Source organism: Streptomyces sp. 15-116A, assembly GCF_025290915.1.
GTDB lineage: Bacteria > Actinomycetota > Actinomycetes > Streptomycetales > Streptomycetaceae > Streptomyces.
Map to the genome: position 1 here is coordinate 1 of NZ_JAOCQE010000137.1, position 17039 is coordinate 17039.

Consider the following 17039-nt stretch of genomic DNA (forward strand, 5'->3'; position numbering starts at 1 on the left):
CCCACCCCAGACGATGCCCGCCCCCGTCCGTGCCGCCCAGATCGTGATCTTCGCGACCCTCGGGCTCGGTGTCCTCCTCACCGTCCTGGTCGCCGCCGGCGCCGGTGCCCAGGCCTCGGGGCGGTTCTTCAGCACGTATCTCATGACCTTCGTGCTCTTCGTCCTGGCGTTCCGGTACCCGAAGGCGGGCAACGGCGTGCGGATCACGTCGATCGTGCTGGCCTCCGTGCAGATCCTGTTCGCGCTCAGTGCGACCGCGCGCGGCATCCCGCTGGGCATCGTGCCGCTCGGCAGCGCGATCGCCGTCATCGTGCTGCTCAGCCAGGGCTCGTCCGGCGCGTGGTTCAAGCGGCCCCGGTCGCACGGCGTACCGCCGCAATACCCCTGACAGCCCCCGCACCCCTGACATACGCCCCCACTGCGGACGTTGGGGACCCCCGCCCCCGCGGGGGTAGGCTCTGCCTCCGGGGACCGCCATACGGACAGGGTCCGCCCGCGCCCGGCACCGGGTCGCAGGCCGCCGAACCGCGGCCGAGGCCACGCCTGTCCGATCCGTACGGAGGGGCTGACGATCACGTGAACCTGCGCGACAAGCTGCGCGGCCTGCTGGTCAGGCTGTACGCGCGCCGGGTGGAAGGCCACCTGGACCACGCTCAGGTGCCCAAGCACATCGGCGTCATCATGGACGGCAACCGCCGCTGGGCGAAGGCGGCCGGTTCGACCACCGCGCAGGGCCACCGGGCCGGCGCGGACAAGATCGAGGAGTTCCTCGGCTGGTGCAGCGAGACGGACGTCGAGGTGGTCACCCTGTGGCTGCTGTCGACGGACAACTTCGACCGGCCCAAGGAGGAACTGGTCCCGCTCCTCGGCATCATCGAGGATGTCGTGCGCACCCTCGCCGCCGACGGACGCTGGCGGGTGCACCACGTCGGCACGCTCGATCTGCTGCCCGCCGGAATGCAGCGGACGCTGAAGGAGGCCGAGGAGGCCACCGCCGACGTCGCCGGGATAACGGTCAACGTGGCCATCGGCTACGGCGGCCGCCAGGAGATCGCCGACGCCGTACGGTCCATGCTCCTCGACGCCCACGCCAAGGGCGTCCCCATGGAGGAGCTCGCCGAGTCCGTCGACGTCGACATGATCGGACGTCACCTCTACACCCGCGCGCAGCCCGACCCGGACCTGGTGATCCGCACCAGCGGGGAGCAGCGGCTGTCCGGATTCATGCTCTGGCAGACCGCGCACTCCGAGTACTACTTCTGCGAGGTCTTCTGGCCGGCCTTCCGCAAGGTCGACTTCCTGCGCGCCCTGCGCGACTACGCGGCCCGCCACCGGCGTTACGGCGGCTGACGAAGCCTCCCCTTCGAGCCTCCCTCTCGCGTACATCCCGCACGTCACACGGAGTTCACCGGCGCGCCGTCATATGCCGTGGCATGGCAGCGCTTGTTCGAGGGCATAAGCCAGACAGGTCGACACCCGAACCACGGGTGTCGGATCTCAGCGGGCGGCGCGGGTGCCGTCCGCCCGGGAGGCCCTTTTGCACCAGCCCTACCGTGCGGTCACGGCACGGAAGCAGCAGCGGAGGGCCGGTTCCCGGCCCCTGTGTGCACAGGGCGGCCGGCGACCGGCCTGGTCCTTCTCACTCTCCCGGCCCAGCCTCCGCTCCGTCGCTCCCCGACCTCATCCGAGGGGGTTCGTCCTTCCGTGGTGACCAGCGCAAAGCGCCACAAGCCAGACCGGCGCACCTATGTCCTCGACACCAGCGTTCTGCTGGCCGACCCGAACGCCCTGAGCCGCTTCGACGAGCACGAGGTCGTGCTCCCGATCGTCGTGGTGACGGAACTGGAGGCCAAGCGGCACCATCCCGAACTCGGCTACTTCGCCCGGCAGGCCCTGCGCCTGCTCGACGACTACCGGGTGCGGCACGGCCGGCTTGACGCCCCCATCCCGATCGGGGACCTCGGCGGCACCGTGCGTGTCGAGCTCAACCACTCGGACCCCAGCGTGCTGCCCAGCGGCTACCGCCTGGGGGACAACGACTCCCGCATCCTCGCGGTCGCCCGCAATCTGCAGGCCGAGGGGTTCGACGTCACTGTCGTGTCGAAGGACCTCCCGCTCCGGATCAAGGCGTCCTCCGTCGGGCTCCTCGCCGAGGAGTACCGCGCGGAGCTCGCCATCACGGACGCCTCCGGCTGGACCGGAATGTCCGAAGTGACCCTGCCGGGCGAGCAGGTGGACATCCTCTTCGAGGAGGGGCATGTCTACGTCCCCGAGGCGGCCCACCTTCCCGTGCACACGGGGCTCACCATCCAGTCGGAGCGCGGCAAGGCGCTCGGGCGGGTCACCGCCGAGGGCAATGTCCGCCTGGTGCGCGGCGACCGGGACGCGTTCGGCATCAAGGGCCGCAGCGCCGAGCAGCGGATCGCGCTCGACCTGCTGCTCGACCCGGACGTCGGCATCGTGTCGATGGGCGGCCGGGCCGGCACCGGCAAGTCGGCGCTGGCGCTGTGCGCGGGCCTGGAGGCGGTGCTGGAGCGCCGTCAGCACCAGAAGGTGATGGTCTTCCGGCCGCTGTACGCGGTGGGCGGGCAGGAGCTCGGCTATCTGCCCGGCAGCGAGGCCGAGAAGATGAGCCCCTGGGCGCAGGCGGTCTTCGACACGCTGTCGGCGGTCACCAGCCGTGAGGTCATCGAGGAGGTCACCGCGCGCGGCATGCTGGAGGTGCTGCCGCTGACGCACATCCGGGGCCGCTCGCTGCACGACGCGTTCGTGATCGTGGACGAGGCCCAGTCGCTGGAGCGAAACGTTCTGCTGACCGTTCTGTCCCGGATCGGCGCGAATTCACGGGTCGTTCTGACCCATGACGTCGCCCAGCGGGACAATCTCAGGGTCGGTCGATACGACGGTGTGGTCGCGGTTGTCGAGAAGCTGAAGGGCCATCCGCTTTTCGCCCACGTGACCCTGACTCGCTCCGAGAGGTCCCAGATCGCGGCCCTTGTGACCGAAATGCTCGAGGACGGGCAGGTCTGACCCGCACTTCCTGACCCGTACCAACAAGGTGCGGTTACGCAGTAGTTGGCGCCGTCCGGGAAAGGCACAGAGCCTAGCCGGGCGGCGTCGGCGCGCGTGCGGCTTTCCGGGAATCCCCTGGGCCAAACGGCATGTGAGCTTTCACACGCACCACAGAATTGCCTTGCGCCGTCCGGTTACGGCAGAGTCTCACTCCTGTCAGGCCCCGCATACGACACAGCTGTACCCCCAGCGGTACGGCGCCACAGAAACACACAGCTTCAACTGCATAGCGTCGTCGTATGCCGCCCGAGCACCACGCGGCACTCCCCTCGCGGGAGTTGCCCACCGGGCCCGTGCCTCCCGTGACCCGCAGTTGGGGAGGCCAGTGCCAGGGGCACGATTGCGTCCGCGAGGGTCACCGAAGCGGGCGATGCTGGAAGGAAACCGTGTGAGCCGGATCTCGGTCCGGGGATTCGCAGTGGCCTCGGCCACCGCGGTCACCGCTGTCGGAAGCGTCGTCGGCGTTGCCTCGGGCAGCACCGCGCAGAACAACGACGCCGAAGCGACGGCAGCCACTGGCGCCACCACGCTGCTCGCGGACATCCCCGCGGGCCAGCAGGCCGAGGTGCAGACCGCGTCCCTGACGCAGCAGGCCGAAACGATGGCCATCGCCGCGGACACGAGCGCGAAGAAGGAAGCCGAGGAGGCCGCCCGCAAGGCAGCCGCCCAGACCGCGGTCGCCAAGAAGGCGGCCGCCGAGAAGGCAGCCAAGGAGGCCAAGGAGCGCGAGGAGGCCCAGGAGGCCGCCAGCCGCTCCAAGGACGCGTCCGACTTCGCGGTCCAGAGCTCCTACACCATCTCCCAGATCCAGGCCATGGCACGCCAGATGGTGCCGGCCGGACAGTGGCAGTGCTTCAGCAACATCGTGGACCACGAGTCCAGCTGGAACTACAAGGCCGTCAACCCCTCCTCGGGCGCCTACGGTCTCTTCCAGGCCCTGCCGGGCTCCAAGATGTCGTCGGTCGGCTCCGACTGGCAGACCAACCCGGCCACCCAGATCAAGTGGGGCCTGAACTACATGAACGACCGCTACGGCAGCCCCTGCGAGGCGTGGTCGTTCTGGCAGGCCAACCACTGGTACTAGGCCAGAACAGGCCCTGACAGGCCCTTGCCGTCCCGGCACAGCCCCACACCGTTCCCCGGTGCGGGGCTTTCGCCATGTACCGTCTGACCGACGACTCCAGGGGGAGTGGTGGGGAGAAACGGGGGAGAGGGACGGATCATGTCGCGAGTGCCAGGGTGGCTCGGCCGGGTCGGAGCCCGACTGACCGAGGCCGGCAAGCGGTTGGAGCAGCGCCGCGCCGAAGTGGAGCGGGAACGATTGGAGGACTCGGCGGGCGGGGAGCCCGCGGGGCCCGCCGAGTCGTCGTCCCAGGTGCCCGCGCCGCCCGACTACGCCCCCGCCGTCGGCCCCCGTCCGGATCCCGCACAGGCCGTGCCGTGGGGCGTGCGGGTCGCCGCCGAGGCGGGCTGGCGGCTGCTGGTGCTGGCCGGGACGGTCTGGGTGCTGATGCGGGTCATCAGCGCCGTCCAGCTCGTCGTGCTGGCCTTCGCCGCCGCGCTGCTGATCACGGCGCTGCTCCAGCCGACCGTGGCCCGGCTGCGGCGCATAGGGGTGCCGCGCGGCCCGGCGACGGCGCTCACGGCGCTGTTCGGCTTCGTCGTGATGGGCCTCATCGGCTGGTTCGTGACCTGGCAGGTCATGGAGAACATCGACAACCTCTCCGACCAGATCCAGGACGGCATCGACGAGCTGCGCAACTGGCTGCTCAACAGCCCGTTCCACGTCACCGACAAGCAGATCAACGAGATCGCCAAGAACCTGCGCGAGGCGGTCGGCGCCAACACCGAGCAGATCACCTCGGCGGGCCTGGAGGGCGTCACGGTCGTCGTCGAGGCGATCACCGGCATCCTGCTCGCGGTGTTCTGCACGCTGTTCCTGCTCTACGACGGCAAGCGCATCTGGCAGTGGGCGCTCAAGCTCGTCCCCGCCGCGGCCCGTCCGGGCGTCGCCGGTGCCGGACCGGCCGCGTGGCGCACGCTGACGGCGTATGTGCGGGGCACGGTGATCGTGGCGCTGATCGACGCGATCTTCATCGGCATCGGCATCTACTTCCTCGATGTGCCGATGGCGGTGCCGCTCGCCGTCTTCATCTTCCTGTTCTCCTTCATCCCGCTCGTCGGTGCGGTCGTCTCGGGCGCGCTGGCCGTGGTCGTCGCGCTCGTCACGCAGGGCGTGTTCACCGGTGTGATGACGCTGGCCGTGGTGCTGGCGGTGCAGCAGATCGAGGGGCACATCCTGCAGCCGTTCATCCTGGGCCGCGCGGTGCGGGTGCATCCGCTGGCCGTGGTCCTGGCGGTCGCCACGGGCGGCATGGTGGCCGGCATCGGCGGCGCGGTCGTCGCCGTCCCGCTGGTCGCGGTCACCAACACCGTCGTCGGCTATCTCCGCGCCCACGCCCAGGAGGCGGCCGTCCGCCACTCCCCGAAACCGCACGGCGCGACAGCGATGTCGGCGGCACCTACGCCGACACCGGCACCCACGCCGACACCGGCGCCGGCGCCGGCACCTCCGGCGGCACCGGAACGTCCGGAGGAGCAGCCGCCGGAGCGGTAACGCGGCGGGGGAGCTCATCGGAGCGGTCATACGGCGACGGGCCCGTCCACCGGTGAGGTGGGCGGGCCCGTCGGACGAAGCGGGGCTTCGCGGAGTTACTCCGCGAGGGCCGCCTCGGCGTCCAGGGTCGCGGCGACCGCCTGGATCACCGCGGCGATCTTGAACGCCTCCTGGATGACGTCACGCTCCAGGCCGGCCTTGCGCAGCACCTGCTCGTGCGAGTCGAGGCACATGCCGCAGCCGTTGATGGCGGAGACCGCGAAGGACCAGAACTCGAAGTCGACCTTGTCGACACCCGGGTTGCCGATGACGTTCATCCGCAGGCCCGCGCGCAGGTTGCCGTACTCGTGGTCCGACAGCAGGTGACGGGTGCGGTAGAAGACGTTGTTCATCGCCATCACCGCGGCGGCGGCCTTGGCGGCCGTGTACGCCTCCGGCGACAGGTTGGCCTTCGCCTCCGGCTCCAGCTCGCGCAGCACGACGGCCGAGCGCGAGGCGATCGCCGTCGACAGCACCGTGCCCCACAGCTGCTGGGCCGGCAGGTCGGAGTTGCCGATGACCGAGCCGAGGTTGAGCTTCAGGTCCTTGGCGTAGTCCGGTATACGGGACTTCAGCGAGTCGAGGGACATGCCTCACTCACCAGCCAGCAGCTTGACCGGGTCCAGGGTCTCCTCGCCCTTGCTCCAGTTGCACGGGCACAGCTCGTCGGTCTGGAGGGCGTCCAGGACCCGCAGGACCTCCTTCGGGTTCCGGCCGACGGAGCCCGCGGTCACCATGGAGAACTGGATCTCGTTGTTCTGGTCCACGATGAAGACCGCGCGCTTGGCGTAGCCGTCCTCGCCCTCGATGCCCAGGTCGCGCATCAGCTCGTGCTTGGGGTCGGCCATCATCGGGAAGGGCAGGTCACGCAGGTCGTCGTGGTCCTTGCGCCAGGCGTGGTGGACGAACTCCGAGTCACCGGAGAAGCCGAGGATCTGCGCGTCGCGGTCGGCGAACTCGTCGTTCAGCTTGCCGAAGGCCGCGATCTCGGTCGGGCACACGAAGGTGAAGTCCTTGGGCCAGGCGAACACGATCTTCCACTTGCCCTCGTAGGTCTTGTGGTTGATCGTCTCGAACTCCTTGCCCTTCTCCAGCGAGACGCAGGCGGTCAGTTCGAACTCGGGGAACTTGTCACCGACAGTGAGCACACGCTCTCCTTGCAGCGAAGAAACACCCGGATCGCGGGTGTTTCCCATGGGTTGGACTGTGCCGATGCTGGCACAGGGTGCATTGATTAGTGAAATAGCTACACTCGGTCGAGTTGATCGGAGGTGGCTATCAGTGACAGTGGGTAACGCGGGTCACCGGCGCAGGCAGCCGAGCCTGGCGCAGTTGAGGGCGTTCGCGGCGGTGGCGGAGCATCTGCATTTCCGGGACGCCGCATCGGCGATCGGGATGAGCCAGCCGGCGCTGTCGGGGGCCGTCTCCGCGCTGGAGGAGACACTCGGTGTCACGCTCCTCGAGCGTACGACGCGCAAGGTGCTGCTCTCGCCCGCCGGTGAGCGGCTGGCGGTGCGGGCGAAGGCGGTGCTGGAGGAGGTGGGGGCGCTGATGGAGGAGGCCGAGGCGGTGCGGGCGCCCTTCACCGGGGTACTGCGGCTCGGTGTGATCCCTACGGTCGCGCCGTATCTGCTGCCCACCGTGCTGCGGCTGGTGCACGAGCGGTATCCGGATCTTGATCTTCAGGTGCACGAGGAGCAGACCGCGAGTCTGCTCGACGGGCTGACCAGTGGGCGGCTCGATCTGCTGCTGCTCGCGGTGCCGCTCGGGGTGCCGGGGGTGAGTGAACTGCCCCTGTTCGACGAGGACTTCGTCTTGGTCACGCCGTTGGATCACTGGCTCGGGGGGCGGGAGGGGATTCCTCGGGAGGCGTTGCGGGAGCTGAATCTGCTGTTGCTGGACGAGGGGCACTGCCTGCGGGACCAGGCGCTGGACATCTGCCGGGAGGCGGGGCGGGCGGATGTGCCGGCCACGACGACCGCGGCGGGGCTTTCCACGCTGGTGCAGTTGGTCGCGGGCGGGCTGGGGGTGACGCTGTTGCCGCGGACGGCCGTCAAGGTCGAGACGACCCGCTCCAGCCAGCTCCTCACCGGGTACTTCGCCGAGCCGGCGCCCACGCGGCGGATCGCTCTCGCGATGCGGGCGGGGGCGGCGCGGGCGGCGGAGTACGAGGAGTTGGCGAGGGCCTTGCGGGATGCGATGCGCGACCTCCCGGTGCGGGTGCTCGGCTGATGACGCCCCCGCCGCCCCTGCCCGTCCCACCCCGGGGGGCTCCGCCCCCGGACCCCCGGCCTCGCCCACCCACCACCCGACTCGGTGGGATGAAAAGGTGCCGGACGAGCTGAATTCAGCCCGCGGGAACGGGTAGGGGCGGCGGGGGCGAGACTACTCCGTGCGCAAGCCGTCCGGGCGCATCAGGCGGAGCAGCGGCGGGAGGCTCAGCAGGGTCACCGTCAGGACGACGCCCGCACCGATCCCGGTCATCGACACCACACTCGCCCAGTCCACCCGTACCGCCGTCGCCGTCATCCGCAGCAGCACCGCACCCAGCGTCATCCCCACCACCGACGCCAGCAGCAGCCCCAGCCCGATCGGGATCGCCGTCTGCCACAGCACCGACAGACTCAGCGTCCGCCGCCGCGTCCCGAAGGCCACCAGCGACGACAGCAGCTTGCGCCGCTCCCGCAACTGCTCCAGCTGCGACACCAGCAGACTCGCCCCGATCAGCACCAGCACGGCCGCCGCCCCGACAAGCAGCCCCGTACGGATGGAGTCGAAACGGTTGGAGCGCTCGGTGGCGGACCAGGTCGTGGGCTCCGCCGTCGGATCGATGCTCGCCGCTGCGTTCCGCACGTGTTCACGGGCGTCCGGCACCGAGTCGTCGACCGCGACGTACACCTGCCCGCTGACCGTCCCGGCGATCTTCGCCGGCATCGCGCCGGGCGTCATGAGGATGCCGCCCCGCTTCGTGCCGGTCGGGTCCTTGATCGCCCTGGCCTGCTTCACCCCCTCGGGGACCGTCCAGGTGACGTCCTTGCCGTCCCCGCCCGGGGCCTGGTTGGGATTGCCCGGCTCGAGATACAGCGTCAGGCCGGGCTTGCTCAGAGCCGGGGTATCGGTGTCGAAGTCCCCGCCGGTGGAGGCGAACACATCCCCGTCCCGGCAGGACGGCAGCTTCGCCACCTGCCGCAGGGTCGCGCAGTCGCCGACCGTCAGCCCGGTCGAGCGCTCGGGCCCCTTCTTCCAGGAGGCGTCGCCGAGATAGCCCTCGGACAGCGCGTACACCGTCCGTACGCCCTTGGTGTCCTCCAGCTTCGCCGCGGCCGGGGCCAGTTCCATACCCCCGGGAACCCGCACCTGCATCTGGGCCCGCGACACGTCGTACCCGGTGGCCTTGGTGTACGTGTCCTCCACGCCCGCGAACAGCATCTGCAGGGCGATCGCCCCGGCCACCGCCACCGCGATGCCGTTGACCATGCGGGCCGCCGTACCGCTGCTCAACTGCAGCCGTCGTACCGCCAGTTGCCAGGCCACACCCCCGGCGCCGAGCCGGGCGACGACCGCCTCCACGATCCACGGCAGCAGCGCGGTGACGCCGATCAGCAGGAGCAGCACACCGCCCACCACGAGGTACTGGTTGAAGTCGCCGTCGTCGCGGCCCTGGCCGACCATCGGGTAGAGCATCGCCACACCGGCCAGTGGCAGCAGCAGCCGCCACCACAGCCGGCGCCGCGCGGGCCGCGCCGTACGGACCACGCCCAGCGGCTCGATGACGACCCCGCGCAGCGCGAACAGCGTCACCAGCACGGCCGCCGCCGGGACCGCCACCGCGACCAGCAGCGCGAGCAGCGGCGAGGGATTCAGATAGCTCGGGAACACGCTGACGTCGAACACCTCGAAGGAGGCGGCGACTTCGCGTCCGATCAGGAAGAACACCGTGCCGAGGACCAGGCCGAGCAGGGCGCCCGCGAGGGCCTCGCCCGCGGCGATACGGCGGGTGCTCGCGCCGTCCGAGCCGACCAGCCGCAGCGCCGCCAGCCTGCGGTCGCGCCGCTCGCCGCCGAAGCGGACGGCCGCCGCGATGAACACCGCCACCGGCGTCAGCAGCACCACGAACACGACCAGCACCAGCAGCACCAGCACCGGGTCGGTCGGCTCGGGCCGGACCTCGGGCGGCCCGAACTCGTCGATCCGCGCCACCCGCGAGCCGTCGATCCGCTCGGCGAGCCCCTCGGCGCCCGCGTAGTAGGCGAGTTCCTGCGCGCCGATGAGCCCCTGCTCGTCGATCGTCCCCACCACGTCGTACGGCAGCCGCTCGCGCAGCAGCGTGCCGCCGTCCGACTCCAGCAGCTCCTTCAGCGCGGGGGAGACCACCATGTCACCGGCCGCGGGGAACCCGTCGAGCCCCGGCGGCAGCGGCGCCTTCGGGCCCTCCGGCTCCATCAGCCGGCCGCGTACGTCCCGGTCCCGGAACTCGGTGTCGATGTCCGCGATGACCAGCGTGTCGTCAGCCTTCGGGATCACCTGGCCGAACGTGTAGTCGAGGCGGGCCTCGTCGCGCCGGTGGCGTTCCGCCAGCGCGTTCGGGATGGCGGTGGTGAGCAGCAGCAGCGCCACGCCGAGCCCGACGCCCACGGCCGTGAGGACCGCCCGGATCCAGCCCTCCCGTCCGCCCGCGAAGGCGAACCGGGTGCCCATGGCCAGATCGCGGGCCCAGTCGCGCGCACTCATACGACGCGCTCCATGTCCCGCGACTTCCCGTCCCGTACGACGATCTCGCGGTCGGAGTACGCGGCCACCCGTGCCTCGTGCGTGACCAGCACGACGGCGGCGTTGGTGGAGCGGGCGGCGTCCGTGAGCAGCTCCATCACGCGCTCGCCGTTGAGGGAGTCGAGCGCGCCGGTCGGCTCGTCGGCGAACACCACCTGCGGGCTGGTGACCAGCGCCCGCGCGACGGCGACGCGCTGGCCCTGACCGCCGGAGACCTCGCCGGGCCGCTTCTTGCGGACGTCGTCCACCTCCAGCCGCTCCATCCAGGTCAGCGCGGCCCGCTCGGCCTCCTTGCGGGAGGTGCCGTTCAGCCGCAGCGGCAGGGCGACGTTCTCCACGCAGGTGAGCTCGGGGACCAGCTGCCCGAACTGGAAGACGAAGCCGAACTCCGAGCGCCTGAGCGCACTGCGCTCGGCGTCGCTCATGGTCGTCAGCTCGCGCCCGTTGTAGAGGATCGACCCGGAGTCGGGCGTGACGATCCCGGCGAGGCAGTGCAGCAAGGTCGACTTGCCCGACCCGGAGGGGCCCATCACGGCGACGACCTCGCCGGGGTGGATGGAGAAGGCGGCGCCGTCGAGCGCGGTGGTCGGACCGTAGGCCTTGCGCAGCTCGTCGGCGGCCAGCAGCGTGCCGGCGGGGAACGAGGTCATCGGGTCACCGCCTCACGGAGCTTGTCGAGGCGCGCCGCGGTCAGCTCCAGCCAGCGCAGGTCGGCCTCCAGGTGGAACAGGGCGTGGTCGCAGATCAGCTGGTCCGCGAGGTCGCCCTTGCGCTTGCGGTCGGTGAGGATCCGCATGCTGCGCAGATGCTCCGAGCGCTGGGTGTCGAGGATGTCGGCGGCGTCGCGGCTGGTGAGCAGTGCGAGGACGACCTTCGTGTACAGCGTCGACTGGAGGTACGGCTCCGGCTTCTCCGGTGTGGCGAGCCAGCGCTCGACATCGGTGATCCCGGCCTCGGTGATCGCGTACCGCTTGCGCTCGGGGCCGTCGCCGGCCTCGATGCCGTCGACCTCGACGAGCCCGTTCTTCAGCAGCCGGGACATCGTCGAGTAGACCTGGCCGTAGTGCAGCGGCCGGTCGTGACCGAACTTCTCGTCGAAGGCCCGCTTCAGGTCGTAACCGTGACGCGGGCCGGACTCCAGGAGCCCCAGGAGGGTGTGACCGATGGACATGCCGAGCACTCTACACACGGTGTATACGCCGCATGTATACGCGGAGTGTGTAGATCATGGCGGGGAGTGGGACGGCGCAGGTGGGGCGCGATTGTCACGGTTCTGCTACCGAGGCTGCTGGGGCTATCGGGGCTACTGAGGTCGCTGACCCTCGCCGGGAGGCTGTGCGGGTGGCCGGCCCCGGCGGGGCAGCGGACCGGTGTTGCCCGGCAACCGCCCCGCCTCCGCCAGCGCCCGTCGCAGCAGGAACTCGATCTGCGCATTCGCCGACCGCAGCTCGTCGTTGGCCCAGCGGGCCAGCGCCTCGTACACCGCCGGGTCCAGCCGCAGCAGCACCTGCTTGCGCTGCGGCCGGCCGCGGGAACCCTCCGTGGGAGCGGTCACTGGTAGAGGGTCCCGGTGTTGAGGACCGGCTGGGCGGAGCGGTCCCCGCACAGCACCACCATCAGGTTGGACACCATCGCCGCCTTCCGCTCGGAGTCCAGCTCCACCAGATCCCGCTCGGCGATCCGGGTCAGCGCCGACTCGACCATGCCCACAGCCCCCTCCACGATCTGCTTGCGTGCCGCCACGACCGCCCCGGCCTGCTGCCGCTGCAGCATCGCCGAGGCGATCTCCGGAGCGTAGGCGAGGTGCGTGAAGCGGGACTCGATGATCTGCACCCCGGCCGCCTCCACGCGCGCGTGCAGTTCGACGGCCAGCTTCTCGGTGATCTCCTCGGCGTTGCCGCGCAGCGACAGCCCGTCCTCCTCGTGGGCGTCGTAGGGGTATTCGATGGCGATGTGCCGGACGGCCGCCTCGGTCTGGGTGGAGACGAACTCGATGTAGTCGTCCACCTCGAAGGTCGCCTGCGCGGTGTCCTCCACCCGCCACACCACGACCGCGGCGAGCTCGATCGGGTTGCCGTAGGCGTCGTTGACCTTCAGGACGGCGGTCTCGTGATTGCGTACCCGCGTCGAGATCCGGGTGCGGGAGGTCAACGGGTTCACCCAGCGCAGCCCGTCCTGCCGGATGGTCCCCCGGTACCGGCCGAACAGCTGCACCACGCGCGCCTCGCCGGGCGCCACCATGTTCAGCCCGGCCATAGCCAGGAACGAGGCGAGCACCACGAGGATGCCGCCGATGATCAGCGCCGCCTTGCCCCCGGCCCCGGAGACCGCCGTGGCGCTCACGATCAGCCCGGCACCGCCCAGCAGCCCGACCAGCCCGAGCAGCAGCGCGAGCCCGCCGCCGATGCTGTGCGCGGCGAACTCCCGCACGCGCGGGGCGGGCATCTCGGGTACGTCGGCGGTGGCTCGTGTGTCGTGGGTGGTCATGGAGGGTCCCCCTGTTTCCTTCTAGCTTGATCCTATCTAAGTGATATCAGATTACCCCCTCACGGCAACCTCAACCCCCTCTCGGACGTCGGTTCCGTTGGGGCGGGTGCTGATTGTCACGTCCGTAACGACCGCATCGGCCGCCCTTTGTCATATCTCCCGGTGTTAGCTTTCTGAGCTGACCTGAGCGGCGAATCTGTGTGGCACGAGGGCACACACGAGCGAAGCGGAGCAGAAGGAACCCATGGGACGAGCGGAAGAAAGACGCGCACGACAGCGCGGTGGGCGCCGTGCGGCACCCAGCGGCCGCCGCTCGTCGGGAGCGGCCGGGCACAGCGGCATACGCCGCTTCTTCAGCTGGAAGAAGATCCTCGGCACGTTCTTCGGCCTCTGCCTGCTCGGCATGGGCGCCTTCATCGCGCTGTACATGATGATCGACATCCCCGCCGTGGCGAACAAGGACGCCAGCAAGCAGGGCAACGTCTACAAGTACAGCAACGGTTCGATCATGGCCCGCACCGGCTTCAACCGCGAGGTCGTCGACCTGGCGCAGATCCCGAAGCCCGTCCAGAAGACCTTCGTCGCCGCCGAGAACAAGACGTTCTACAAGGACGCCGGTGTCGACCTGAAGGGCACCGCCCGCGGTGTGTTCAACACGCTGTCCGGCAAGGGCGCGCAGGGCGGCTCGACGATCACCCAGCAGTACGTCAAGAACTACTACCTGACGCAGGACCAGACCGTCACGCGCAAGCTGAAGGAACTGGTCATCTCGCTGAAGCTGGACCGCGAGAAGTCCAAGGACTACATCCTCGCCGGTTACATCAACACCAGCTACTACGGCCGCAACGCTTACGGCATCCAGGCCGCCGCCCAGGCCTACTACCGCGTCGACGCCGAGGACCTCGACGTCGAGCAGGGCGCCTATCTCGCCGCGCTGCTCCAGGCGCCGAGCCAGTACGACTGGGCGGTCGCCTCGGACAACGGCAAGAAGCTGGTCAAGGCCCGCTGGAACTACGTCCTGGACAACATGGTCGAGCAGGGCTGGCTGGACCAGTCCGAGCGCTCCGGCATGAAGTTCCCGGTGCCCAAGGCGCCCAAGGGCGACCCCGGTCTGAAGGGGCAGGCCGGCTATCTGGTCGACGCGGCCAACTCCGCCCTGAAGGAGCAGCTCGTCGCCGACGGGACCGCCGAGGACGCCAAGCAGGCCGACGCCCTGGTGGACGCGGGCGGCTGGACCATCACCCTCAACATCGACAAGAAGAAGCAGGCCGCGCTCGAGAAGGCCGTCAGGACCCAGCTCACCAGCAAGCTGGACCCGAAGGAACGCAAGGTCGACGCGGACATCCAGGCCGGCGCCGCGTCGGTGAACCCGAAGACCGGCGCGGTCGTGGCGATGTACGGCGGCGAGGACTACCTCAAGCACTACCTCAACAACGCCACCCGCACCGACTACCAGGTCGCGTCCACCTTCAAGCCGGTGATCCTGGCCGCCGCCCTGGAGGAGCAGGCCCAGACCCAGACCGGTCAGCCGATCACCGCGAACACGATCTACGACGGCACCAGTGAGCGCGAGGTCGTCGACAACGGCCGGAAGGTCGGCTTCGCCCCCGAGAACGAGGACGACGGCAACTACGGCCCCATCACCGTCCAGACGGCGATGAACAAGTCCGTCAACTCCGTCTTCGCGCAGATGGGCGTCGACGTCGGCATGCCGAAGGTGATGGAGACCGCCGGCAAGCTCGGCATGCGCGTCGAGGACCTCGAGGCCGTGCCCGCGCAGACCCTGGGCTCCATGGGGGCGAGCCCGCTGCAGATGGCCGGCGTCTACGCCACCCTCGACAACCACGGCAAGAAGGTCACCCCGACCCTGATCAAGTCGGCCGAGCACCGCACCCGCACCGTCACCATGCCGGACGCGGTCGGCGAGCAGGTCATCAGCCGCGAGGCCGCCGACACGGTCACCTCGGTGCTCACGGGCGTGGTCGACGACGGTACGGCCCGCCGCGCCGTCCGGGACAACCCGCTGCGCAACGGCCAGCAGGTCGCGGGCAAGACCGGTACCTCCGACAACAACAAGTCGGCCTGGTTCACCGGCTACACACCCGACCTGGTCACCTCGGTCGGCCTGTTCGGCGAGGACGACAAGCCCCCGCACAAGCAGGTGGAGATGTACGGCGCGGTCGTGGGCGGCGACACACGCGTCAACGGCGGTGGCTTCCCGGCGCAGATCTGGGCGGCGTACATGTTCGGCGTGCTGGACGAGACCAGCAAGTTCGACCTGGACACCGACCAGGGCGCGGCCGTTCAGCCGTCCTGGACCCCGTCGGCCACGCAGAGCCCGTCACAGACACCGACCGAGGAGCCGACGACGAAGGCCCCGACCTCCGAGGCCCCGTCCCAGACCCCGTCCCAGGAACCGACGTCCGAGCCCCCGAGCCAGACGCCGACGACCAAACCCCCCACGGACGGGAACCCCACGGCCCCGCCGACCTTCGAGATCCCGAAGGACCCGGACGACCCTCAGCAGAACTGAAAAGCAGCGGCCACCGCAACCCCCAGGGGCGCGAGGCTGTGTCCCTATGCGGCTCCGCCGCGTGAGCGCGACAAGCCTCGACGCACCGGCACTCGCGCACCACCTCGCGCCCCGAGCTCATAGGCGCACAACGCCCGTCAGCCGCCCCGATTCAGTTCGAACCACACCACCTTGCCGGTACTCAACCGCGTCGCCCCCCACCGCCGGGCGAGCCGATTCACCAGGTACAGCCCACGGCCACCCTCATCGTCCGCCCGAGCCTGCCGCAACCGCGGCAACTGCGGCACGTCGTCCCCCACCTCGCACCGCAGCACATCCGTCCGCAGCAACCGCAAGGTCACCGGCCGCGTCGCATACCGCACCGCGTTCGTCACGACCTCGCTCACCAGCAACTCCACCGAGTCGCTCAGCTCCTCCAGCCCCCACCGGGACAGCGCCCGCCGGGCCAGCCGCCGGGCCCGGCCGGGAGCCGCGTCCTCGGGCTCCAGGAACCAGTAGGCGACATCGCTCGGCGCGATCCCGTCGAAGCGGGCGGCGAGCAGCGCGATGTCGTCGTCCCGGTCGCCCGGCCCGAGCATGTCCAGCACCTCGTCGCACAGCGCCTCCAGCGGCGGCGGATGACCGGGCCCGGTCAGCCGGGCGGTCGCCGCCAGCTTCTCGCGCAGCTGCTCGATGCCGGTCCACACGTCCCGCAGACGCGACTCGACCAGCCCGTCGGTGTACAGCAGCAGCGTCGCCCCGGCGGGCGCGTCCAGTTCCACGGCCTCGAAGTCCACCCCGCCGACGCCGATCGGCGCGCCCGCGGGGACGCGCAGCACCTCGGCCTCGCCGCCCTGGTGCAGCAGCACGGGCGGCGGATGACCGGCGTTGGCGATGGTGATGCGGTGCGAGACCGGGTCGTACACCGCGTACAGGCAGGTCGCCATGCGGTCGACGCCGAGCCGCTGCGCCTGCTCGTCGAGATGGTGCAGCACCTCCTGCGGCGGCAGGTCGAGCCCGGCGAGGGTCTGCGCGGTGGTGCGCAGCTGCCCCATGATCGCGGCGGAGGTCATGGAGTGCCCCATGACGTCGCCCACGACCAGGGCGACCCGGCTGCCGGGCAGCGGGATCGCGTCGTACCAGTCGCCGCCGACCCGCGCGGTCTCCGCCGCCGGGAGGTAGCGCGAGGCCAGCCGTACGCCGGTGCAGCGCGGCAGGGTCTCCGGCAGCATGGTGCGCTGCAGCTCGTCCGCGATGTACGCCTCGCGCCCGTACAGCACCGCCTTGTCGATGCCGAGGGCGCTGTGCGTGGCGAGCTGCGCGGCGACCAGCAGGTCGTCCGCCTCGAACGGGATGCGTTCCGGGCCGCGCAGGAACAGCGCGGCGCCGATCACCCGGCGCCGGCCGCGAAGCGGCGCGAGGATCGCCCGCTGGCCGTCGGGCACCGCCGACTCGCCGCCCTCGCCGAGGAGTTCGGGCAGGGCGGCGCGCGCGGCGGGGGCGTCCGTGAACACCGGGCGTACGCCGCGCAGGACTTCGGCG

The 17039-nt window shown here is 70.4% G+C and carries 14 protein-coding genes and 1 pseudogene; 7 read left to right on the top strand and 8 right to left on the bottom strand.

Annotated elements, in window-relative coordinates; translation table 11 throughout:
• The 5 genes and pseudogenes from N4P33_RS21210 to N4P33_RS21230 all read left to right on the top strand — a co-directional run.
• Positions 1–388, top strand: a pseudogene (locus tag N4P33_RS21210) (hypothetical protein); the annotation flags it as partial.
• A 188-nt stretch (positions 389–576) separates the two neighbouring features.
• Entirely contained in the window at positions 577–1350 is a 774-nt protein-coding gene (locus N4P33_RS21215; protein WP_260828227.1) for an isoprenyl transferase, read from the top strand.
• Positions 1351–1704: 354 nt separating this feature from the next.
• A complete protein-coding gene (locus tag N4P33_RS21220) occupies positions 1705–3030 on the top strand; it encodes a PhoH family protein (RefSeq protein WP_260828228.1) in 1326 nt (441 codons plus the stop codon).
• A 430-nt stretch (positions 3031–3460) separates the two neighbouring features.
• Positions 3461–4156 (top strand): lytic transglycosylase domain-containing protein, encoded by a 696-nt coding sequence (locus N4P33_RS21225; RefSeq protein ID WP_260828229.1) that lies wholly within the window; start codon positions 3461–3463, stop codon positions 4154–4156.
• Between the two features lie 138 nt (positions 4157–4294).
• Entirely contained in the window at positions 4295–5689 is a 1395-nt protein-coding gene (locus N4P33_RS21230; protein WP_260828230.1) for an AI-2E family transporter, read from the top strand.
• A 95-nt stretch (positions 5690–5784) separates the two neighbouring features.
• On the opposite strand, the gene N4P33_RS21235 is transcribed toward N4P33_RS21230, so the two are convergent.
• Both N4P33_RS21235 and N4P33_RS21240 read right to left on the bottom strand, forming a co-directional pair.
• Positions 5785–6318, bottom strand: a complete 534-nt coding sequence (locus tag N4P33_RS21235) for an alkyl hydroperoxide reductase (protein ID WP_260828231.1) — start codon at positions 6316–6318, stop codon at positions 5785–5787.
• 3 nt (positions 6319–6321) lie between these two features.
• Entirely contained in the window at positions 6322–6876 is a 555-nt protein-coding gene (locus tag N4P33_RS21240; protein ID WP_260828232.1) for a peroxiredoxin, read from the bottom strand.
• Between the two features lie 133 nt (positions 6877–7009).
• Between N4P33_RS21240 and N4P33_RS21245 the strand changes: the two genes are divergently transcribed.
• The gene (locus tag N4P33_RS21245) at positions 7010–7960 is read left to right on the top strand and encodes a LysR substrate-binding domain-containing protein (RefSeq protein ID WP_260828233.1); all 951 of its coding nucleotides are present in this window, start codon (positions 7010–7012) and stop codon (positions 7958–7960) included.
• A 153-nt stretch (positions 7961–8113) separates the two neighbouring features.
• Here N4P33_RS21245 and N4P33_RS21250 read toward each other — a convergent pair whose 3' ends face one another.
• The 5 genes from N4P33_RS21250 to N4P33_RS21270 form a co-directional block, all read right to left on the bottom strand.
• Positions 8114–10459 carry an ABC transporter permease gene (locus N4P33_RS21250; RefSeq protein ID WP_260828234.1) on the bottom strand — a complete coding sequence of 782 codons (2346 nt, stop codon included), beginning with the start codon at positions 10457–10459 and terminating at the stop codon, positions 8114–8116.
• Positions 10456–11148 carry an ABC transporter ATP-binding protein gene (locus N4P33_RS21255; protein WP_260828235.1) on the bottom strand — a complete coding sequence of 231 codons (693 nt, stop codon included), beginning with the start codon at positions 11146–11148 and terminating at the stop codon, positions 10456–10458. The genes N4P33_RS21250 and N4P33_RS21255 overlap by 4 nt, the downstream gene beginning before the upstream one ends.
• On the bottom strand, positions 11145–11669 hold the full coding sequence (locus tag N4P33_RS21260) for a PadR family transcriptional regulator (protein ID WP_260828236.1): 525 nt from the start codon (positions 11667–11669) through the stop codon (positions 11145–11147). Before N4P33_RS21260 ends, N4P33_RS21255 begins: the two co-directional genes overlap by 4 nt.
• 132 nt (positions 11670–11801) lie before the next feature.
• Complete coding sequence (locus N4P33_RS21265; protein ID WP_260828237.1) at positions 11802–12053, bottom strand: hypothetical protein; 252 nt, start codon at positions 12051–12053, stop codon at positions 11802–11804.
• Positions 12050–12985, bottom strand: coding sequence for an SPFH domain-containing protein (locus tag N4P33_RS21270; protein WP_260828238.1), 936 nt, complete (start codon positions 12983–12985; stop codon positions 12050–12052). The genes N4P33_RS21265 and N4P33_RS21270 overlap by 4 nt, the downstream gene beginning before the upstream one ends.
• Before the next feature lie 244 nt (positions 12986–13229).
• Here N4P33_RS21270 and N4P33_RS21275 point away from each other — a divergent pair, with 244 nt between their 5' ends.
• On the top strand, positions 13230–15518 hold the full coding sequence (locus tag N4P33_RS21275) for a transglycosylase domain-containing protein (RefSeq protein ID WP_260828239.1): 2289 nt from the start codon (positions 13230–13232) through the stop codon (positions 15516–15518).
• 137 nt (positions 15519–15655) lie between these two features.
• On the opposite strand, the gene N4P33_RS21280 is transcribed toward N4P33_RS21275, so the two are convergent.
• Positions 15656–17039 (bottom strand): ATP-binding SpoIIE family protein phosphatase (locus N4P33_RS21280; protein ID WP_260828240.1); only part of this gene is annotated, 1384 nt, incomplete at its 5' end.